General features: G+C 66.8%; 17 protein-coding genes and 2 pseudogenes. 6 read left to right on the plus strand and 13 right to left on the minus strand.

The window, feature by feature from the left end:
- Nucleotides 1–82 precede the first annotated feature (82 nt).
- The 6 genes and pseudogenes from argH to ACW4E8_RS10300 all read left to right on the plus strand — a co-directional run bounded on the left by argH (nt 83) and on the right by ACW4E8_RS10300 (nt 5,073).
- Complete coding sequence (argH, locus tag ACW4E8_RS10275; protein ID WP_456804394.1) at nt 83–1,495, plus strand: argininosuccinate lyase; 1,413 nt, start codon at nt 83–85, stop codon at nt 1,493–1,495.
- A 191-nt stretch (nt 1,496–1,686) separates the two neighbouring features.
- Nucleotides 1,687–1,992 (plus strand): annotated as a pseudogene (locus tag ACW4E8_RS10280) (TRAP transporter small permease subunit); the annotation flags it as partial.
- An 18-nt stretch (nt 1,993–2,010) separates the two neighbouring features.
- Nucleotides 2,011–2,421 (plus strand): annotated as a pseudogene (locus tag ACW4E8_RS10285) (TRAP transporter small permease subunit); the annotation flags it as partial.
- The gene (locus ACW4E8_RS10290; RefSeq protein WP_456804395.1) at nt 2,418–4,151 is read left to right on the plus strand and encodes a TRAP transporter large permease; all 1,734 of its coding nucleotides are present in this window, start codon (nt 2,418–2,420) and stop codon (nt 4,149–4,151) included. The pseudogene ACW4E8_RS10285 and the gene ACW4E8_RS10290, both read left to right, overlap by 4 nt.
- A 282-nt stretch (nt 4,152–4,433) precedes the next feature.
- A complete protein-coding gene (locus tag ACW4E8_RS10295) occupies nt 4,434–4,670 on the plus strand; it encodes a FitA-like ribbon-helix-helix domain-containing protein (RefSeq protein ID WP_456804396.1) in 237 nt (78 codons plus the stop codon).
- Nucleotides 4,657–5,073, plus strand: coding sequence for a PIN domain-containing protein (locus ACW4E8_RS10300; protein WP_456804397.1), 417 nt, complete (start codon nt 4,657–4,659; stop codon nt 5,071–5,073). Before ACW4E8_RS10295 ends, ACW4E8_RS10300 begins: the two co-directional genes overlap by 14 nt.
- A 66-nt stretch (nt 5,074–5,139) precedes the next feature.
- Here ACW4E8_RS10300 and ACW4E8_RS10305 read toward each other — a convergent pair whose 3' ends face one another.
- From ACW4E8_RS10305 to ACW4E8_RS10365, 13 genes are all read right to left on the minus strand, one after another.
- A complete protein-coding gene (locus ACW4E8_RS10305; RefSeq protein WP_456804398.1) occupies nt 5,140–7,410 on the minus strand; it encodes an Orn/Lys/Arg family decarboxylase in 2,271 nt (756 codons plus the stop codon).
- 151 nt (nt 7,411–7,561) lie between these two features.
- Nucleotides 7,562–8,128, minus strand: coding sequence for a dCTP deaminase (gene dcd / locus ACW4E8_RS10310; RefSeq protein WP_340530419.1), 567 nt, complete (start codon nt 8,126–8,128; stop codon nt 7,562–7,564).
- A gap of 97 nt (nt 8,129–8,225) precedes the next feature.
- Nucleotides 8,226–9,056 (minus strand): formate dehydrogenase accessory sulfurtransferase FdhD, encoded by an 831-nt coding sequence (locus ACW4E8_RS10315; RefSeq protein ID WP_456804399.1) that lies wholly within the window; start codon nt 9,054–9,056, stop codon nt 8,226–8,228.
- 63 nt (nt 9,057–9,119) lie between these two features.
- Nucleotides 9,120–9,509 carry a hypothetical protein gene (locus ACW4E8_RS10320; RefSeq protein WP_456804400.1) on the minus strand — a complete coding sequence of 130 codons (390 nt, stop codon included), beginning with the start codon at nt 9,507–9,509 and terminating at the stop codon, nt 9,120–9,122.
- 33 nt (nt 9,510–9,542) lie between these two features.
- Nucleotides 9,543–10,757: a formate dehydrogenase subunit gamma gene (locus tag ACW4E8_RS10325; protein ID WP_456804401.1), complete on the minus strand. Its 1,215-nt coding sequence runs from the start codon at nt 10,755–10,757 to the stop codon at nt 9,543–9,545.
- Between the two features lie 64 nt (nt 10,758–10,821).
- The gene (locus tag ACW4E8_RS10330; RefSeq protein WP_456804402.1) at nt 10,822–11,058 is read right to left on the minus strand and encodes a hypothetical protein; all 237 of its coding nucleotides are present in this window, start codon (nt 11,056–11,058) and stop codon (nt 10,822–10,824) included.
- A complete protein-coding gene (gene fdh3B, locus ACW4E8_RS10335; RefSeq protein ID WP_456804403.1) occupies nt 11,055–11,732 on the minus strand; it encodes a formate dehydrogenase FDH3 subunit beta in 678 nt (225 codons plus the stop codon). Before fdh3B ends, ACW4E8_RS10330 begins: the two co-directional genes overlap by 4 nt.
- 15 nt (nt 11,733–11,747) lie before the next feature.
- Entirely contained in the window at nt 11,748–14,780 is a 3,033-nt protein-coding gene (locus tag ACW4E8_RS10340) for a molybdopterin-dependent oxidoreductase (RefSeq protein WP_456804404.1), read from the minus strand.
- Nucleotides 14,781–14,851: 71 nt separating this feature from the next.
- A complete protein-coding gene (locus ACW4E8_RS10345; protein ID WP_013957773.1) occupies nt 14,852–15,067 on the minus strand; it encodes a hypothetical protein in 216 nt (71 codons plus the stop codon).
- 198 nt (nt 15,068–15,265) lie between these two features.
- Nucleotides 15,266–15,898: a TorD/DmsD family molecular chaperone gene (locus ACW4E8_RS10350; protein ID WP_456804405.1), complete on the minus strand. Its 633-nt coding sequence runs from the start codon at nt 15,896–15,898 to the stop codon at nt 15,266–15,268.
- A 35-nt stretch (nt 15,899–15,933) separates the two neighbouring features.
- The gene (locus tag ACW4E8_RS10355) at nt 15,934–18,099 is read right to left on the minus strand and encodes a 4Fe-4S binding protein (protein WP_456804406.1); all 2,166 of its coding nucleotides are present in this window, start codon (nt 18,097–18,099) and stop codon (nt 15,934–15,936) included.
- A 101-nt stretch (nt 18,100–18,200) separates the two neighbouring features.
- Nucleotides 18,201–18,791 carry a DUF3306 domain-containing protein gene (locus ACW4E8_RS10360; protein ID WP_456804407.1) on the minus strand — a complete coding sequence of 197 codons (591 nt, stop codon included), beginning with the start codon at nt 18,789–18,791 and terminating at the stop codon, nt 18,201–18,203.
- A 27-nt stretch (nt 18,792–18,818) separates the two neighbouring features.
- Entirely contained in the window at nt 18,819–19,352 is a 534-nt protein-coding gene (locus tag ACW4E8_RS10365) for a DUF3305 domain-containing protein (protein ID WP_456804408.1), read from the minus strand.
- Nucleotides 19,353–19,357 lie beyond the last annotated feature (5 nt).

Consider the following 19,357-nt stretch of genomic DNA (forward strand, 5'->3'; position numbering starts at 1 on the left):
TAATCGCCGTTTCCCAATTTCTCGCGCCCGCCGCCGCCCACACGCCGGCGCCTGCCCGCGCGAGCCACTGCAGCTGACGTCCATGTCCACCTCCCAACTTGCCAAGAAAGGCGAAGCCTGGTCCGCCCGCTTCTCCGAACCGATGTCCGACCTGGTGAAGCGCTACACCGCCTCGGTGTTCTTCGACAAGCGCCTGGCCCTGTTCGACATCCAGGGCTCGCTGGCCCACGCGGCCATGCTGGCAAAGCAGGGCATCATCGCCGAGGCCGACCGCGCCGAGATCGAGCGCGGCATGGCGCAGATCAAGGCCGAGATCGAGGCCGGCGGCTTTGAATGGAAGCTGGACCTGGAAGACGTCCACCTGAATATCGAAGCGCGCCTGACCGCGCTGGTGGGTGATGCCGGCAAGCGCCTGCACACCGGCCGCTCGCGCAATGACCAGGTCGCCACCGACATCCGCCTGTGGCTGCGCAGCGAGATCGACAACATCATCGTGCTGCTGGGCGCGCTGCGCGCCGCGCTGCTGGACCTGGCCGAACAGAACGCCGACACCATCCTGCCCGGCTTCACCCACCTGCAGGTGGCGCAGCCGGTGACCTTCGGTCACCACCTGCTGGCCTACAACGAGATGTTCACGCGCGATGCCGAGCGCATGGCCGACTGCCGCAAGCGCGTCAACCGCCTGCCGCTGGGCGCCGCCGCGCTGGCCGGCACCAGCTACCCGATCGACCGTGAGTTCGTGGCGCAGCAGCTGGGCTTCGACGGCGTGTGCCGCAATTCGCTGGACGCCGTGTCGGACCGCGACTTCGCCATTGAATTCTGCGCCGCCGCCGCGCTGGTGATGACGCACGTGTCGCGCTTCTCGGAAGAACTGGTGCTGTGGATGAGCCCGCGCGTGGGCTTTATCGATATCGCCGACCGCTTCTGCACCGGCAGCTCGATCATGCCGCAGAAGAAGAACCCGGACGTGCCCGAGCTGGCGCGCGGCAAGACCGGCCGCGTCAACGGCCACCTGATCGGCCTGCTGACGCTGATGAAGGGCCAGCCGCTGGCGTACAACAAGGACAACCAGGAAGACAAGGAGCCGCTGTTCGACACGGTCGATACCGTCGTGGACACGCTGCGCATCTTTGCCGACATGGTGCCGGGCATCACCGTCAAGCCGGAAGCGATGCGCGCCGCCGCGCTGCAGGGCTACGCCACTGCCACCGACCTGGCCGACTACCTGGTCAAGAAGGGCCTGCCCTTCCGCGACGCCCACGAAGCCGTGGCCCACGCGGTGCGCGCCTGCGACAGCCGCCAGTGTGACCTGGCCGACCTGAGCGTGGCCGAGCTGCGCGAGGTCTCCGGCCTGGGCGACAAGGCCGCGCTGATCGGCGACGACGTGCACGCGGTGCTGACGCTGGAAGGCTCGGTCGCCGCGCGCGACCATATCGGCGGCACGGCGCCGGCGCAAGTGCGCGCCGCCATCGCGGCCGCACGCGCGGCGCTGTAATACCGGGCAGCGCTGTAAGTTTCGCGTAAGTTTTACGCAAGAAGAAGCCACCGTGGCGCGAGCCCGGTGGTTTTTTCTATTGGTGTTCCCCATTCTGGCGCAATCTCGTCGCCCCCGTAGGTAGTAGCCCCTAGCGCCTGCGAATTTTGTTACAGATAAACTAATCGCCGCAAAAACCGGGGAGACAACCCATGTATTACTTGCTTGGTCTGTCACGACAGATCGACAGGTTGAATCAGCACACTGGCAGGCTTGCAAACATCATGATCCTGCTGTCGTGCCTGATCAGCGCAGGCAACGCCCTTCTGCGCTATGGCTTCAACTTGAGCGATAACTGGCCACTCGAACTGCAGTGGTACATGTTTGCCATCGCCGTGATGTTCGGCACCTCCTACACCTTCCAGCGCAATGAGCACGTGCGCGTAGACCTGATCTACGGCAACGTCTCGGAACGCGCGCAGCACTGGATCGACATCTTCGGCATCGTCGTGTTCCTGCTGCCTTCAACCATCNACTTGAGCGATAACTGGCCACTCGAACTGCAGTGGTACATGTTTGCCATCGCCGTGATGTTCGGCACCTCCTACACCTTCCAGCGCAATGAGCACGTGCGCGTAGACCTGATCTACGGCAACGTCTCGGAACGCGCGCAGCACTGGATCGACATCTTCGGCATCGTCGTGTTCCTGCTGCCTTCAACCATCCTGTTCACCTGGTTGTCGTGGGAATCGCTGTTTCTGCCCTCGTGGCGCATCCTCGAGCAATCGGGCAATTCCGGCGGGCTGCCGCGTTACCCGATCAAGCTGGTGGTGCCCGTCGGCTTCGCCTTGCTGACGCTGCAGGGCGTGTCCGAACTGATCAAGCGCTTCGCCGCCCTCAAGGGCCTGGTGCGCATCGAATCCAAGTACGAGAGGCCGGTTCAATGATTCCGTTGGAATATATGCCGCCGATGATGTTCGGCGGCCTGGTGCTGTTCATGCTGATCGGCTTCCCGGTCGCGTTCTCGCTGTCGGCGGTGGGCCTGGCCTTCGGCTTCCTGGCGATTGAATGGGGTTACTTCCCGGCCAGCTTCCTGCAAGCCGTACCCAGCCGCGTGTTCGGCAGCGTGCTGGCCAACGAGTTGCTGCTGGCGATCCCGTTCTTTACCTTCATGGGCGCCATCCTGGAGAAATGCGGGCTGGCCGAGGACATGCTGGACTCCATGGGCCAGCTGTTCGGCCCGGTGCGCGGCGGCCTGGGCTACTCGGTGATCCTGGTCGGCTTTATCCTGGGTGCGATCACCGGCACGGTGGCCGCACAGGTAATCGCCATGGCGATGATCTCGCTGCCGGTGATGATGCGCTACCGCTACAACATGAAGTACGCCACCGGCGTGCTGGCCGCATCGGGCACCATCACGCAGCTGGTGCCGCCATCGCTGGTGCTGGTGGTGCTGGCCGACCAACTCAAGACTCCGATGGGCAGCGCCGACGTGGGCAGCATGTACCTGGGCGCCTGGGGCCCGTCGGTGATCCAGATCGGGCTGTTTGCGCTCTACACCTTCTTCCTGACGCGCTTCAAGCCCGACTGGCTGCCGCCGGTTCCCGCCGAAGCGCGCACCCTGCGCGGCTGGGCGCTGTGGCGCAAATGCCTGCGCGGCATCATCCCCTGCGCGGTGCTGATCTTCCTGGTGCTGGGCACCATCATGCTGGGCATTGCCACGCCGACGGAATCCGGCGCCATGGGCGCGGTCGGCGCACTGGTGCTGGCCGTGATCCGCGACAAGGCCTTTAGCCGGATCGACCGCCAGATCTACCGCGTCGGCATCGCCGCCACGCTGGTGGCCGCGGCGGTGGGCTTCTTCGCCTTCGGCTCGCACGTGTTCCGCATCCCGCTGGCGGTGGTGTACATGGTCATCCTCTGGCTGCTGCTGCGCGCCGGCCAGATGACCGAGCTGCGCCTGCTGATCGTCGAAGCCTACCAGTCCACCGCGCGCCTCACCGCGATGGTGGTGTTCATCCTGATCGGCTCCACCTGCTTCTCGGTGGTGTTCCAGGGCGTGGACGGCGGTGCGTGGGTGGAACACCTGTTCACCTCGCTGCCGGGCGGCTGGATCGGCTTCCTGATCGTGGTGAACCTGTTCATCTTCTTCCTGGCCTTCTTCCTGGACTTCTTCGAGATCGCCTTCATCGTGGTGCCGATGCTGGCGCCGGTGGCGGTCAAGGTGCTGGCGCCGGTGGTGGCCGACTCCATGGGCGGCAACCCGGAGGCCGCGGCGACGGCGGCGTTGGTGTGGTTCGGCGTGATGCTGTGCGTGAACATGCAGACCTCGTTCATGCACCCGCCGTTCGGCTTCGCGCTGTTCTACCTGCGCGGCATCGCCCCGAAGGAAGTGAAAAGCTCCGACATCTACTGGGGCGCCCTGCCCTGGGTGGGCCTGCAACTGGTGATGGTGCTGCTGGTGATATTCTGGCCCGGCATGGTGACCGGATTGCTCGACAAGGGCTCGCTGCGCCATAGCAACGCGGCGGAAGTCAGTATCCCGCTTGGCGGGGAACCCGAGAAACCGGCGTCGGCGCCAGGAACGGCCACCGCGCCGGGTTCGCTGGAACTGCCGGGCGCGGCGCCGGCACCTGAGCCCGCGGCACCACAGTTCGAGTTCGAAAAGAAGAACTGATCGGATAGTCGATCCAAGGCCCCGCAGCAATGCGGGGCCTTTTCATTGGTGCGGGTCCGCTCCTGCGCCGGCGTGCGATTGCGAATCGGCTCATCGACCGGCGCGCTTGCGCGGCCCAGACTGGCCCTGTGTTCTGCGAACCGACCCCAGGAGAGCCACCATGCAAATCACCACACCCTTCGACCGACCGGCACGGCAACGATGCACCGCCTGCCATCGATACGTGACCGCCGTACTGATAACAATGCTATCATCCCTCCATCCGATGGTGAGGAGGTCAAGATGGCAACACTACTCGTTCGTGGCATCGATGAATCCCTGGTCCAGCGCCTGCGCGAGCGGGCCGTCGCCAACGGCCGCAGCGCCGAGGCCGAGCACCGCGCCATCCTGGCGCAGGCGCTGGGCGGCACGCGCCGGCGCAGCTTTGCCGAGGTGCTGGCCAGCATCCCGGACGTCGGGCAAGACACCGACTTCGAGCGGACCCAGGATCCGGGCGAGGCGCCGCGTGTATTTGATTGACACCAACGTCATCAGCGAGACGCGCAAGCGCGAGCGCGCCAACCCCGGCGTGCGCTCGTTCTTCCGGCAGGCGGCGCGGGAAGGTGCCGCGCTCTACCTGTCGGCGCTGACCGTGGGCGAGCTCCAGCGCGGCGTTGCGCTGATCCGCCATCGCGGCGATACGGCGCAGGCCGCGGTGCTGGAGCAATGGCTGGCGACCGTGCTGGAGGACTTTGGCCGGCAGGTGTTGCCGGTCGATGCCGACGTCGCCCAGGTCTGGGGCCAGCTGCGCGCGCCGCGGCCTGAGCATGCACTGGACAAGTTCATTGCCGCCACCGCGCTGATCCACGACCTGACCATTGTTACGCGCAATGTGGAGGACTTCCGCGGCACGGGCGCGATGCTGCTGAATCCGTTCACCTAGTCCAAAAAGAAGAAAGGGCCCCGCATAGCGGGGCCCTGCTCACGTCGGTGTGACGCAGACTGGCGCTCAGCCGTCCTGCTTCACGCAGTCGACAAAGTACGCCTTCTTGCCGTCGACCTCGTCCTCGACCAGGCCGTGGATGTCGGTCTCGAAGCCAGGGAACAGCTTGTTGAACTCGCGCGCGAACTTCAGGTACTGCACGATGGTGCGGTTGAAGCGCTCGCCCGGAATCAGCAGCGGAATGCCCGGCGGGTACGGCGTCAGCAGGATGGCGGTGACGCGGCCTTCCAGGTCGTCCACCGGCACGCGCTCGATCTCGCGGTGGGCCATCATGGCCCAGGCGTCCGACGGCTTCATCGCCGGCTCCATGTCCGACAGGTACATCTCCGTCGTCACGCGCGCCACGTCGTTGGCCTTGTACACGCTGTGGATCGCATCGCACAGGTCACGCAGGCCCATGCGCTCGTATTGCGGATGCTTGGCGACGAATTCCGGCAGCACGCGCCACAGCGGCTGGTTCTGGTCGTAGTCGTCCTTGAACTGCTGCAGCTCGGTCACCAGCGAGTTCCAGCGGCCCTTGGTGATGCCGATGGTGAACATGATGAAGAACGAGTACAGCCCGGTCTTCTCGATGATGATGCCGTGCTCGGCCAGGTACTTGGTGACGATGGCCGCCGGGATGCCGCGTTCGCTGAACTCGCCGTCCACGTCCAGGCCCGGGGTGATGATGGTGGCCTTGATCGGGTCGAGCAGGTTGAAGCCGTCGGCCAGGTCGCCGAAGCCGTGCCAGCGCTCGTTGGCCTTGAGCATCCATTCTTCGCGGTCGCCGATGCCGTCTTCGATCAGCGCGTCCGGGCCCCATACCTTGAACCACCAGTCGCCGTTGTTGCCGGCCTCGTAGTCGCCCTCGACCTTGCGCATGGCGCGGCGGAAGTCCAGCGCCTCCTGGATGCTTTCTTCCACCAGCGCGGTGCCGCCCGGCGCTTCCATCATCGCCGCGGCCACGTCGCACGAGGCGATGATCGAGTACTGCGGGCTGGTCGAGGTGTGCATCAGGTACGCCTCGTTGAAGCGGTAGCGGTCCAGCTTGCGCGTCTCGGAGTCCTGCACCAGGATCTGCGAGGCCTGCGACAGGCCCGCCAGCAGCTTGTGCGTGGACTGGGTGGCGAACACCAGCGCGTCCTTGCTGCGCGGGCGGTCCTTGCCGATCGCGTGCATATTGCGATAGAAGTCGTGGAACGCCGCATGCGGCAGCCAGGCTTCATCGAAGTGCAGCGTATCGATCTCGGCTGCCAGCATTTCCTTGATCTGCTCGGCGTTGTACAGCACGCCGTCGTACGTACCCTGGGTGATGGTCAGGATGCGCGGCTTCTGGTTCTTGGCCTTGCTGGCGAACGGGTGGTTGGCGATCTTCTTCCTGATCGTCTCCGGATCGAACTCGCTCTTCGGGATCGGGCCGATGATGCCGTAGTGGTTGCGCGTAGGCATCAGGAAGACCGGGATCGCGCCCGTCATCATGATCGCGTGCAGGATCGACTTGTGGCAGTTACGGTCCACCACCACGATATCGCCCGGCGCCACATTGGCATGCCACACCATCTTGTTCGAGGTGGAGGTGCCGTTGGTGACGAAATACATGTGGTCGGAGTTGAAGATGCGCGCGGCATTGCGCTCCGACGCCGCCACCGGACCGGTGTGGTCCAGCAGCTGGCCCAGCTCGTCGACCGCGTTGCAGACGTCGGCGCGCAGCATGTTCTCGCCGAAGAACTGGTGGAACACCTGGCCCACCGGGCTCTTCAGAAACGCCACGCCGCCCGAGTGCCCCGGGCAGTGCCACGAGTACGAGCTGTCCTGCGCGTACTCGATCAGCGCCTTGAAGAACGGCGGCGCCAGCGTGTCGAGGTAGACCTTGGCTTCGCGGATGATGTGGCGCGCCACGAATTCCGGCGTGTCCTCGAACATGTGGATGAAGCCGTGCAGCTCGCGCAGGATATCGTTGGGGATATGACGCGAAGTGCGGGTCTCGCCGTACAGGAAGATCGGCAGGTCGGAGTTGCGGCGGCGTACTTCGGCGACAAAGGCGCGCAGCTTCTCGATGGCGGCGGCTTCGGGCTGGTCGTCGTCGCGCACGAACTCGTCGTCGTCGATCGACACGATAAAGCTCGAGGCGCGGCTCGACTGCTGGGCAAACGAAGTCAGGTCGCCGTAGCTGGTCAGGCCCATCACCTCCATGCCTTCTTTCTCGATTGCTTCGGCCAGCGCGCGGATGCCCGAACCGGAGATGTTCTCGGAGCGGAAGTCTTCGTCAATGATGATGACGGGGAAGCGGAATTTCATCAGGCATCCTTGATGGAAAGCAGGACATAAAGGACTTGAGCCACATGGCCGGCGGGAGGTTCCCCGCAGCGGCGACATGTGGCTCTGACGTCAGGTGTGGCGGCCATTCTCGGGACCAGCCGTTCCGGCAAACGCCGGCATTGTAATGCGCTCAGGCCTTCGGCAGTGTGACACCGTGCTGACCCTGGTACTTTCCGCCCCGGTCGCGGTACGAGGTCTCGCAGACTTCGTCGCTCTCGAAGAACAGCACCTGGGCGCAACCCTCGCCGGCGTAGATCTTGGCGGGCAGCGGCGTGGTGTTGGAGAACTCCAGCGTCACATAGCCTTCCCACTCCGGCTCGAACGGCGTCACGTTGACGATGATGCCGCAGCGGGCATAGGTGCTCTTGCCCAGGCAGATGGTCAGCACGCTGCGCGGGATCCGGAAGTACTCCATCGTGCGCGCCAGCGCGAACGAGTTGGGCGGGATGATGCAGACATCGCCCTTGAAATCCACGAACGACTTCTCGTCGAAATTCTTCGGATCGACGATGGTGCTGTTGATATTGGTGAAGATCTTGAATTCGTCGGCGCAGCGGATGTCGTAGCCGTAGCTCGAGGTGCCGTACGAAACGATCTTGCGCCCGTCCTGCTCCCGGACCTGGCCTGGCGCGAACGGCTCGATCATGCCGTGCTGCTCCGCCATGCGGCGGATCCACTTGTCGGATTTGATGCTCATAAGGTTGGGAGGGTAAACACACTGGCTCGGAGTGCGCCGCATTGTACAACCAATCGGCGCCCACCCCTGCAAGCAAACGCAAGCAGCCAAGTGTCGCTTACGCCACCGCGTCTTCAGGCAGCCGGTGGCGGAAGCGCTCGCGCCCGGTGTAGAGCAGGAAGTGCTTGCCGGTGCAGCGCGCAAACAGCGTCAGGTTGACGCGCCGGGCCATCTGGTAGCCCATCTGCGTCACGCCCGAGCGCGACAGCAGGAACGGGATGCCCATCTGCGCGCCCTTGATCACCATCTCGGAGGTCAGGCGCCCGGTGGTGTAGAAGATCTTGTCGGCGCCCGTCATGCCTTCCAGCCACATGCGTCCGGCAATGGCGTCCACGGCGTTGTGGCGGCCCACGTCCTCGATGAACATCAGCAGCTCGGTGCCCTGGAACAGCGCGCAGCCGTGCACGGAGCCAGCCTGCTTGTAGACCGACTGCTGCAGCCGGATGGTGTCGATGATGCCGTACAGGGTGTCCTGGTCCAGCGTGGCGCCCACCGGCAGGCGGATGTTGTCGACCTCATCGAGCAGCGAGCCGAACACGGTGCCTTGCCCGCAGCCGGTGGTCACCACGCGGCGCGCGGTGCGTTCCTCGATGCGGTCCACGCCATTGCGCGTGGTCACGGCAGCCGACTCGGTTTCCCAGTCGACCTGCACCGCGGCGATGTCTTCGATCGATTCCACCAGCCGCTGGTTGCGCAGGTAGCCCAGCACCAGGTGCTCGGGCGCGCCGCCCAGGGTCATCAGCGTGACCAGCTCGCGCTTGTCGAGGTAGACCGTCAGCGGACGCTCGCCCGGCAGGTAGGCCGCGCGCACGCGGCCCTGCTCGTCGACGACTTCAACCTCTTCGATCAGGGGAACGGCTGCCTGGGTAAGCTCGGGACGCAGGGTCATGACGAGGGGCTCGGGACTGCTGGTGAGGGCCCCGCGCCGCGCGCGGCGTGCATGGGGCTGTGGTTACGGCGCCTTTGCAGGGGATTGTACCGCGCCGGCCGCGGCCGGTTTGGCGTCGGCCGCGGTGCTTGCCACGGCTGGCGCCGGGGCAGCAGGCGCAGCGGCAGTCGGCGCCACAAACGGGCCCGGATCGGCACACGCGGCGGTCTGCGACGGCGCGCGGGCTTCCTGGCCGTGGGCCTTGCGCTCGGCGAAGTAACGCGCCGCGGTCTTGTCCTGCGCGCGGCACAACTGGTAGGCGGCGACCTTGTCGGCCCAGGCGGCGCGCGCCTTGGTCTCGGCGGCCTTGGCCTGCTGGGCCTCGGTCGGCGGCGGCAGCTTGGCCAGCGCGCCGGTGGCAAGGGTGGCGCCCGCGCACAGGGCAACCAGCGTCAGGGTGCGTGTCATCGTCATGGTGGGTTCCGCATGGTCTGGTTGGCGCCGGCCTCAGGCTTCGCCCGGGGTATGCCGGGTGTTGCGCCCCGCGGCGGCTTCCGGGCTGGCCGAACGCTGGGCCGGGATCTTGCCGGACTTGATGTCGTCGTACCAGTGCTCGTGGTGCTCCTTGGCCCAGGCCTCGTCCACCCAGCCGTCGCGCATGGCGCGGTAGGCGCCTTCCATGCCGACAGTGCCCATGTAAATATGGCCGCACGCCATCGCGATCATCAGCACGGCCGAGATCCCGTGGATCACGTTGGCGATCTGCATGGTCGAGCGGTAGTAGTCCATGCCCGGCACGATCATGTCCAGCACCCAGCCCGACGCCGACAGCACCAGCCCGAACACGAACACGCCGATCCAGAACCACATCTTCTCGCCGGCATTGAAGCGCCCGCTCGGCACATGCTTGCCGGACGCCAGCCCGCCAAGGCTGGTCACCCAGCGCACGTCGTCGCGGTTGGGCAGGTTGTCGCGCACGAACACCACGAAGCCCACGATCACCGACAGCGTGAAGATCGGGCCGATCACGTTGTGCAGGTTCTTCAGCACGTAAGTCAGCCAGCCGAACAGCATGTGGCCCATCAGCGGCAGCAGGAAATACTTGCCCAGCAGCAGCACGATGCCCGACACCGCCAGCACCACGAACGAGATCGCCATGGTCCAGTGGGCAATGCGCTCAAGCGGGGTGAAGCGCTCGATCATGCGGCCGGTGCGCGGCGTGCGCAGCGGGATGGTGCCGCGCCACAGGAAGAAGCCCAGGATGGCAAGCGGCACCACCAGCAGCAGCCAGCCGCCCCAGACGGTGATGACGCCGTTGCGGAACAGGCGCCATTGCTGCCCGGTGCGCTGGATCAGCACGCCGGCTTCCTTGTCGGGCAGGCTGCTGTAGTGGCGCTGGTCGGAATTGACCTCGCGCCAGACCGGGGCGTTGTTGCCGGGCTGCGTGATGGTGCGCTGCTGCTGCGACTGCGCCTCGGCGGCGATATCGCGGCGTGGCACGTTGAAGATGTTTTCCGACGCGATGCCGGCCAGCGGCTGGACCGGATGCGTGGCCGGGTTGTTGGTGTCGGCATTGGCCTGGGCGGCGGCCGGTGCCGGCGGTGCCGAGGCCGGCGCCTGTGCGGCGACGGTGCCGGCCATGGCCAGCAGCAGCAGCGCCAGGGCGCCGGCGCTCAGCCAGCGCCGCCAGCCTGCGCGGCATGCATTCTGCGACGGCGTCATGTGCGCTCCTTCGGATCGTCGAGGGCCAGCGCCCGGCTGCCGGGGCGGCCCAACTGCAGCGCCTTCATTGCGTGCGGTTGTACTCATTCTGCAACTGGTTGCGCTGGCGGATCTGGTTGTCCCAGCTGGTCTTGTCGCCCGCGGTCCAGCCCTTGGCCACGAACGGATCGCCCGGGGCGCCCTGATAGGCCTGGGCGTCAGCCTTGCGGTGCGACGGGCCGATGGTCTGCGGCTTCTCGCCGCAAGCTGCCAGCAGCACGCCGCACAGCGACAGCAATGCAACAACGCGGACGCGGTTCATGACGCTTGCCCTCCCGGGGCCGCGGGTGCGGCCGGTGCAGCGGGCGCCGGCTGTGCCGGTTGGGCCGGCTGGGCCGTGCCGCCCTTGGCAGTGCCGTAGGCCGTACCCCAGCCGAACACGTCGCCGCCGGTGCCGCGCTTGATCACGCGGTTGCGCAGGATGTCGGCGATCACATCGCCGTCGCCGCCCAGCAGCGCCTTGGTCGAGCACATCTCGGCGCACAGCGGCAGCTTGCCTTCGGCCAGGCGGTTGCGGCCGTACTTCTCGAACTCCGCTTCCGAGCCGTTCTTTTCCGGGCCGCCAGCGCAGAAGGTGCACTTGTCCATCTTGCCGCGCACACCGAAGGTGCCGGTCGACGGAAACTGCGGCGCGCCGAACGGGCAGGCGTAGGAACAGTAGCCGCAGCCGATGCAGACGTCCTTGTCGTGCAGCACCACGCCGTCCTCGGTGCGGTAGAAGCAGTCGACCGGGCAGACCGCCATGCAGGGCGCGTCCGAACAGTGCATGCAGGCCACCGAGATCGATTTCTCGGCGCCGACCATGCCGTCGTTGACGGTGACCACGCGGCGCCGGTTCACGCCCCAGGGCACCTCGTGCTCGTTCTTGCAGGCAGTGACGCAGCTGTTGCACTCGATGCAGCGCTCGGCGTCACAGATAAATTTCATGCGTGCCATGATGTCCCTCTGCCCCTATGCAAACCGCTCGATCTGGCAAACGGTGGTCTTGGTTTCCTGCATCATCGTCACCGCGTCGTAGCCGTAGGTGGTGGCCGTGTTGACTGCCTCGCCCCGCACCACCGGCATCGCGCCCTCGGGGTAGTAGTCCTTCAGGTCCTTGCCCTCCCACCAGCCCGAGAAATGGAACGGGATAAACGCGGTATCGGGCCCCACCCGCTCGGTCACCAGCGCGCGCACCTTGAGGCGGGCCCCGGTGGGCGTCTTCACCCAGCAGAAGTCACCGTTGCGGATGCCGCGGTCGGATGCCGCGCGCGGGTTGATCTCGACGAAGTTCTCCTGCTGCAGTTCGGCCAGCCACGGGTTGGAGCGGGTTTCCTCGCCGCCGCCCTCGTACTCGACCAGCCGCCCGGAGGTCAGGATGATCGGGAACTTCTCATAGACCTTGTTCTCGATATTGCGCTGCTGGACCGACTTGTACAGCGTCGGCAGCCGCCAGAACGCCATCTTGTCGTCGTGGGTCGGGTACTTGGCGACCATGTCGGGTCGCGTGGAGTACAGCGGCTCGCGGTGCTGCGGGATCGGGTCGGGGAAGTTCCACACCACTGCGCGCGCCTTGGCATTGCCAAACGGGTGGCAGCCATGGTTCTTCAGCACCACGCGCTGGATGCCGCCCGAGAGGTCGGTCTTCCAGTTCTTGCCCTCGGCCTTGGCCTTCTCGGCATCGGTCAGGTCGTCCCACCAGCCCAGCTTCTTCAGCAGCACGTGGTCAAACTCCGGATAGCCGGTGGTGATCTCCGCGCCCAGCGAATACGAGCCGTCCTCGGCCAGCAGGTTGACGCCGTCGCGCTCCACGCCGAAGTTGGCGCGGAAGTTGCCGCCGCCGTCCATCACGTGCTTGCTGGTGTCGTAGAGGTTAGGCGAGCCCGGGTGCTTCAGTTCCGGCGTGCCGTAGCACGGCCACGGCAGGCCGAAGTAGTCGCCGGTCAGGTCGTAGCCCGTGATCGGGTCCTTGCCTGCCTTGCAGCGCAGCGTCTTGACGTCGAACATCTGCATATTGCGCATGTGCGACTTCAGCCGTTCGGGCGACTGGCCGGTGTAGCCGATGGTCCAGTTGCTGGCGTTGATCTCGCGCAGGATCGATTCCGGCTCCGGCTCCATCCAGGTGCGGCCGGCGCGCTTGACCTCGATCAGCTTCATGTTCTTCGACAGCTCCTTGCCAAAGCCAAGCTTGTCGGCGAACGCCTGCATCAGCGTCTGGTCGGGCATCGATTCGAACAGCGGCTCGATGACCTTCTCGCGCCATTGCAGCGAGCGGTTCGACGCCGTGCACGTGCCCGAGGTCTCGAACTGCGTGCAGGCCGGCAGCAGGTACACCGCGCGGTTCGGGTTGACCTTGTCGCCCTCGGCCGGCGGCATGTTGGCCATGGCCGCGGTCGCCGACGGATAGGGGTCGACCACCACCAGCAGGTCGAGCTTGTCCAGCGCCTTCTTCATCTCCAGGCCGCGCGTCTGCGAGTTCGGGGCATGGCCCCAGAAGAACACGCCGCGCACGTTGTTGTCCTGGTCGATCAGCTCATTCTTCTCGGTGACGATATCGATCCAGCGCGACACCGTGGTGCCGGACTTCTCCATCATCGCCTGAGAGACGAACTGCTTCTTGATCCATTCATAGTCCACGCCCCACACCGCCGCGTAATGCTTCCACGCGCCGGTGGCCAGGCCGTAGTAGCCCGGCAGCGAGTCCGGGTTGGGGCCCACGTCGGTGGCGCCCTGCACGTTGTCATGGCCGCGGAAAATGTTGGCGCCGCCGCCCGCCACGCCGATATTGCCCAGCGCCAGCTGCACGATGCACGAGGCGCGCACGATCGCGTTGCCGATGGTGTGCTGGGTCTGGCCCATGCACCACACCAGCGTGCTGGGGCGGTTCTTGGCCATGATCTCGGCCACCATCTTCACCTGCGCCTCGGGCACGCCGCAGACTTCCTCGACCTTGTCGGGCGTCCACTTGGCCATGACCTCTTCCTTGACCTTGTCCATGCCGTAGACGCGGTCCTGCAGGTACTTCTGGTCTTCCCAGCCGTTCTGGAAGATGTGGTACAGCATGCCGAACAGGAAGGCGATGTCGGTACCCGAGCGGATGCGCACGTAGTGTTGCGCCTTGGCCGCGGTGCGCGTGTAGCGCGGATCGACCACGATCACCTTGCAGCCGTTCTCCTTGGCATGCAGGAGGTGCAGCATCGACACCGGGTGCGCCTCGGCCGCATTGGAGCCGATATACAGAGCTGCCTTCGAGTTCTGCATATCGTTGTACGAGTTGGTCATCGCACCGTAGCCCCAGGTGTTGGCCACGCCCGCCACCGTGGTGGAGTGGCAGATGCGCGCCTGGTGGTCGGTGTTGTTGGTGCCGAAGAACGACACCCACTTGCGCAGCAGGTAGGCCTGCTCGTTGCTGTGCTTGGACGAGCCGACGAAGAACATCGAGTCCGGGCCGGTCTGCTGGCGGATCTCCTTCATCTTGGCGGTGATCTCGTCTAGCGCCTTGTCCCAGCTGATGCGCTGGTACTTGCCGTTGACCAGCTTCATCGGGTACTTGAGCCGGTATTCGCCATGGCCGTGCTCGCGCAGCGCAGCGCCCTTGGCGCAGTGCGCGCCCAGGTTGATGGGCGAATCGAACACCGGCTCCTGGCGGATCCACACGCCGTTCTGCACCACCGCGTCGACCGCGCAGCCGACCGAGCAGTGGCCGCACACGGTGCGCTTGACCACGATGCCGGTCTTGCCGTCGGCTGCCGCCTTCTTGTCGTCGGCGGCGTCCGCCTTGCGGATCAGCGTCAGCTGCGAGGCCGCCAGCCCGGCACCGACGCCGATGCCAGAGCGCTTGAGGAAGCTGCGGCGGTCCATGGTCGGCATCGCGCCGGCCAGGCTGGCCGCGAGCCGCTGCGAGAGTCGGCCGGAGGCTGCGCCGGCATGTTCAGGCCGGTTGGCCAGGCCGTCAGCGAGGCGGGCGGATGCGCCCTGCGCCGCGCGTTTGCGGGTCAAGATCATGTCTCACCTCAGATGCGGACGCAGGTCGCGTCCGGTTGCAGGCGGTGCGGCAGACCACACCGCCCTGGCAGCTACACCAGCGTGGTCCGGTAGTACTTGCGGATGTGGTCAGAGACCCGGTAACCCTTGCTGTCCGACGGAGGATCGGTGGGTTCCGGCAGAGCTGCGGCCTGGCCCGGCATGGCCGGACCGCGCGCGGTCAGCGCTGCCGCGCCCGTAGCGGCAGCCACAACTCCAGCGCCCGCGAGAAACGTGCGGCGCGCGACCCTGGTTTGCTTCTCTGTCATGTGGGGGCTCCTCGGCTGACAAAGCCCGATGGATTTAGCCGTTATGCGTTGTTATGCATATTCTAGATTCAACTAGCAGGAAAACCATGATATGCGCGGGTTTTTCCCTACTTTCCAACCCATTTTCGAGTAAGTGGCTGCCTTGGGCCCGCGGCGCTAAAGAAGCCTCGAAGCGCGCCGATATTCAATGCCGCCCGCTCAATGCATCTCGAGTGCCACGGACTCCACGCCGGCAAACGCGCCCAGCAGGCCGACCACGCCGCGATAGAAACGCGCCTGCGGGTGCGCCGTCACTGCATCGCACAATCGCTCCACCCAGGGCTGCAGGTGCTGCGCATAGAAACGCTGCTGCTCGCCCAGGTTGGACACCGCCAGGTCGTCGCCCGCCACCAGGAAGCGCATCACCTCGCACAGCGTGGCGATATGGTCCTCGGTTTCGCTGACATCTTCATGGCGCTCCAGGCCGTAGCGGGCCAGGTCTTCGCGCAGCGCCACCAGCGGGCGCTCGTTCAGGAAGCCGGCCATGTAGAAGGAGCCGTACAGGAACACATCCTGGCGGCCCACGCCCACGAACAGCTGCCGGTACTCCTCCTCGGCCTCGGCCGCGGTGGTCTCCGATGCTGCATCGCACAACGCGTTCCACGCCTTGCCGAGCACGGTGTTCGCGTCCTCGCCCACGGCGCGGTTGGCGGCGATGTGATGCAGCAGCGCGCCGTCGGGCGCGTGGTAGAACAGCGTGGCGAGCAGACCGTAGAGGTCGGCGCGGGCGGTGTCTTCGGCATCGTCGGGCGGCAGCGCGGCAGTGAGCTGGATCGGCTGGAAGTCTGTCATGTCGTGATGATTTGTCCTGGGTGGCCTGGCCGCCGTCAGCGCAGCGTGGCGCCGGTGGCGGTGCCCGTATCGCGCTCTATCATGTCGATGACGCGGCAGTCAGGGCACATCTTCAGGCGCTCGGCCGCGGCGCCGGCAAAGGCCGGATGGCCGGCCAGGCGCACCAGCATCGACTCCACCATCTGCGCCGTGCCGAACGGCTTGGCGCAGCGGATGCAATGGAACGGCTGGGTCTCGTTGAGGGTCACCGGGCGGCGCGCCGCGTCGCCGGCCAGCAGGCGCGGCACCAGGCTGATGGCGTCTTCCGGGCAGGTCTTCTCGCACAGCCCGCACTGCACGCAGTTGCGCTCGATAAAGCTGAGCACCGGGCGCTCGGGATTGTCGCGCAGCGCCTGCGACGGGCACGCGCCCACGCAGGCCATGCACATGGTGCACTTGCCCGTATCCACCGCGATTGCGCCGATCGGCGCGCCGGCCGGCAGCGGCACGCTTTGCGCCGGCACCGGCGCGTGCCGCGCCAGGTGGTCCAGCACAAAGTCCAGCATCTCGCGCTTGGCCGCGACGGGGCCGAACGGCGCCGGCGGCAGTGCGTTGCGGCCCGGGCGCAGCGCCGCCAGGCCGGCATCCAGCGCCGGCGTATCGGCGGCCTCGACCAGCGACAGCACCTCGCCGTCATACCCCAGGCCCGCCAGCATGGCGCGCCCGACCGCCATCTGCTCCAGCAGCGCGGTGCGGTACTGCGGTGCCTCGTCGCCGGTCAGCAGCACCGCTACGCGGCTGGCGCCCCAGCACAGCGCGGCGAGCCACAACTCCAGCCCCGCCGAGGCCGGGTGGAACAGCGACAACGGCATCACATTGGCGGGCACGCCCTTGGCCTTGCCGCCGCGGGCGGCACGGCCCAATGCCAGCAGCGCGGGCGTGCCGTACTCCTCGCCATGCAGCACCACCACCGGATCGCGCGCGCCGGCCTGGCGGTACGCTGACAGCAGCGTGCGCAGGCGCGCGCCCGTCACCTCCGGCCCCGGGTAGCCATAGCTGATGGCCCCGCTCGGGCAGACGGTGGTGCAGGCGCCGCAGCCCATGCACAGGTTGGGCGTGACCTCGATGCGCCCCTTGCCGTCATGCCAGCGCGAGCCGATGGCCTCGGTCGAGCAGATGTCGATGCAGGCGGTGCAGCCGGTGGTCTGGTTGCGGCCATGCGCGCACAGGCTTTCCTTGTAGCGGAAGAATTTCGGCTTCTCGAACTCGCCCACCAGCGCCGCCAGCATCAGCGCCTGGGCCTGCTGGCGCGAGGCATCGGCGCCGGCGTGCAGGTAGCCCTGCGGCGGCTGGTGCATGGTGAAGGCGGGCGTGTCGCACAGGTCGAAGACCAGGTCGAAGCGTCCCTGCACAGTGCCCTGCGGGCGGTCGAAGTCGATCGCCGCGGCGGCGCCGCAGGCGCGCACGCAGTCGCGGTGCGAGCGGCAGCGCGACAGGTCGATCTGGTAGCTGAAGTCGATCGCGTCCTCGGGGCAGGCGTCGATGCAGGCGTTGCAGCGGGTGCACAGGTCCAGGTCGATCGGGTTGCTGCGGCCTGCGCCGGTCTCCCAGCTGGCCTCGAACGCGCCGAGCCAGCCCGTCAGCGAGGCGAGCCGGCCGCTGTGGACCGGATAGGCGCGCGCCGCCGGCTGCGCCGCGGCGCCTTCACGCTTGTCGCTGCCGGTCAGCAGCACCGTGACCTCCAGCTGCATCGCGGCCAGCCGCTCGGCCCACGGCAGCGCACGCTGGGCCGGGCCCAGCACCAGCACCGCGCCGTCGGAACGGTAATCCACCACCGGCACCGGGTCAGGTTCGGGCAGCGCGGCCACGGCCAGCAGCGCGGCGATCTTGGCATTGGCGGTCTTGGGGTCGCGCCGGGCGCCCTGTGACCAGCCGCCGGTCTCGCGGATATTGACGAAGCGCACCGGCGCGGTCACCACCGGGCGGCCATCGCTGCCCTGCGCGGCTTGCGCTGCGACTTCAGTAAAAAGCTGGCGTTCCTGGGTGCAGGCGACGATGACGTCGTCGGTGCCGTCGAGCGCGGCGGTGAAGTCGCCGATCTCGCGCCGGCACAGCAAGCGGTGGACCTTGAGCGGGCCCTGGTTGGCGTCCCGGTTGGCTTCCGACAGTGCCGCCCCGTCAAGCGGCATGGTGTCGTTGCAATTGCAGATCAGCGTCGGCATGGCGAATGCGGCTGACCGGTCCGGACGTCCTTCTTGGCGAGGGGTCTGCGGGCCGGCGGATTGTGGGGATGCCTATTGTAGGCTGCGCTGCACCTGTGGGGCTACGCGCATTTATCCGGGTCTTGCGGGCCCTGTTCTGCGCTTTGACTTACCATTTGCTGCGGCGTTTCGACTGGTGCGGGTATGTCCGTAGTGTCGGCGGTCTCGCCGGATTCCGCGAACTCGGCGGGCGCCGCCGACGGTACATCCACAGGCCCCGCGGCGGCGGCCGCGGCCTGTGCCGCCGCGCGTTCCTCGTCGGTCGGCTCGAACAGGCCCAGGGTCTCGGCCTGGCGCAGCTGGCGCAGGATCTCCGGCGGGATCGGGTCGGGCTTGCTGTAGTCGTCGATATAGATGTCGAGCCCGTCCATCACGTTGAAGTGCGGATCGGCGAACAGCGTCTTCAGCGCGGCGCGCTTGACCGACTCATCCACGCCGCGGGCCACGAACCGGGCGATCTCGTCGCCGGGGCGCAGCGCCGCCACGTCCTCCAGCGTCGGGGCCGGTACCTGCGGCGCTTCGGGCGCGGCCCCGGTGGTCGCGGAGACGGCTTCGGCAACCGCCGGTGGTGCCGGCTCGGCCGGCACGGCCACGCCCTCCCGCACCGCGGCCTTGCGGTGCGACCAGCGCGACAGGAAGGACGAATCGCTCATCGGCAGGGCAAGCTCAGGTCGTCAGGATCAGTAGCGGGCGCGGTCTTCCGGCGCCTTGAAGGATTCGGGCCGGCGCCGCTGCTTGGGCTCGGGCCGGTAGTGCTCGTCGACATAGGCCTGTAGCCACTCGCGCTGCTCGGGCGCCAGCGGCACGTTCTCGACGGTCTCGCCGGCGTCGAGCCAGCGGCCGGCCTCGTTGTACGACAGCGTCACGGTCATCGGCACCGGATGGGCCTCTTCGCCATCGCTGTCATCCTCTGGCATGCGCCACAGCACGAACCAGCACGGCGTGGTCGAGGTCAGGTTCAGGTAGTAGCCTTCGCCCTGGTCGCGGAACAGCGTCACCTCGAAGCCCGGGTAGAGCCAATGCGCGCCGTGGGCGTCATGCTCCAGGCACACGGGGTGCGTGCCGAACTCGCCAAGGTCGGGCAGCACCGCGTCCAGCTCCCACTTCCACGGCTGCCATCGGTTGGCCAGCGCGACCTTGCGCATCACCACCGCCATGGTGACGGCGGGGCGGGCTCCGGGTGCCGGCAGGTCGGGGGTAGGCTGGCTTTCCATGGTTG

The organism is Cupriavidus sp. CP313, assembly GCF_054072015.1.

Bases quoted from the DNA above. Each gene is read 5' to 3' on its own strand.
- ACW4E8_RS10290 (WP_456804395.1), top strand. From the start codon at position 2,418: ATGATTCCGTTGGAATATATGCCGCCGATGATGTTCGGCGGCCTGGTG.
- ACW4E8_RS10315 (WP_456804399.1), bottom strand. From the start codon at position 9,056: ATGACCCTGCGTCCCGAGCTTACCCAGGCAGCCGTTCCCCTGATCGAA.
- ACW4E8_RS10340 (WP_456804404.1), bottom strand. From the start codon at position 14,780: ATGATCTTGACCCGCAAACGCGCGGCGCAGGGCGCATCCGCCCGCCTC.
- ACW4E8_RS10330 (WP_456804402.1), bottom strand. From the start codon at position 11,058: ATGAACCGCGTCCGCGTTGTTGCATTGCTGTCGCTGTGCGGCGTGCTG.
- ACW4E8_RS10345 (WP_013957773.1), bottom strand. From the start codon at position 15,067: ATGACAGAGAAGCAAACCAGGGTCGCGCGCCGCACGTTTCTCGCGGGC.
- ACW4E8_RS10325 (WP_456804401.1), bottom strand. From the start codon at position 10,757: ATGACGCCGTCGCAGAATGCATGCCGCGCAGGCTGGCGGCGCTGGCTG.
- fdh3B (WP_456804403.1), bottom strand. From the start codon at position 11,732: ATGGCACGCATGAAATTTATCTGTGACGCCGAGCGCTGCATCGAGTGC.
- ACW4E8_RS10355 (WP_456804406.1), bottom strand. From the start codon at position 18,099: ATGCCGACGCTGATCTGCAATTGCAACGACACCATGCCGCTTGACGGG.
- ACW4E8_RS10305 (WP_456804398.1), bottom strand. From the start codon at position 7,410: ATGAAATTCCGCTTCCCCGTCATCATCATTGACGAAGACTTCCGCTCC.
- ACW4E8_RS10295 (WP_456804396.1), top strand. From the start codon at position 4,434: ATGGCAACACTACTCGTTCGTGGCATCGATGAATCCCTGGTCCAGCGC.
- argH (WP_456804394.1), top strand. From the start codon at position 83: ATGTCCACCTCCCAACTTGCCAAGAAAGGCGAAGCCTGGTCCGCCCGC.
- ACW4E8_RS10350 (WP_456804405.1), bottom strand. From the start codon at position 15,898: ATGACAGACTTCCAGCCGATCCAGCTCACTGCCGCGCTGCCGCCCGAC.
- dcd (WP_340530419.1), bottom strand. From the start codon at position 8,128: ATGAGCATCAAATCCGACAAGTGGATCCGCCGCATGGCGGAGCAGCAC.
- ACW4E8_RS10365 (WP_456804408.1), bottom strand. From the start codon at position 19,352: ATGGAAAGCCAGCCTACCCCCGACCTGCCGGCACCCGGAGCCCGCCCC.
- ACW4E8_RS10320 (WP_456804400.1), bottom strand. From the start codon at position 9,509: ATGACGATGACACGCACCCTGACGCTGGTTGCCCTGTGCGCGGGCGCC.
- ACW4E8_RS10360 (WP_456804407.1), bottom strand. From the start codon at position 18,791: ATGAGCGATTCGTCCTTCCTGTCGCGCTGGTCGCACCGCAAGGCCGCG.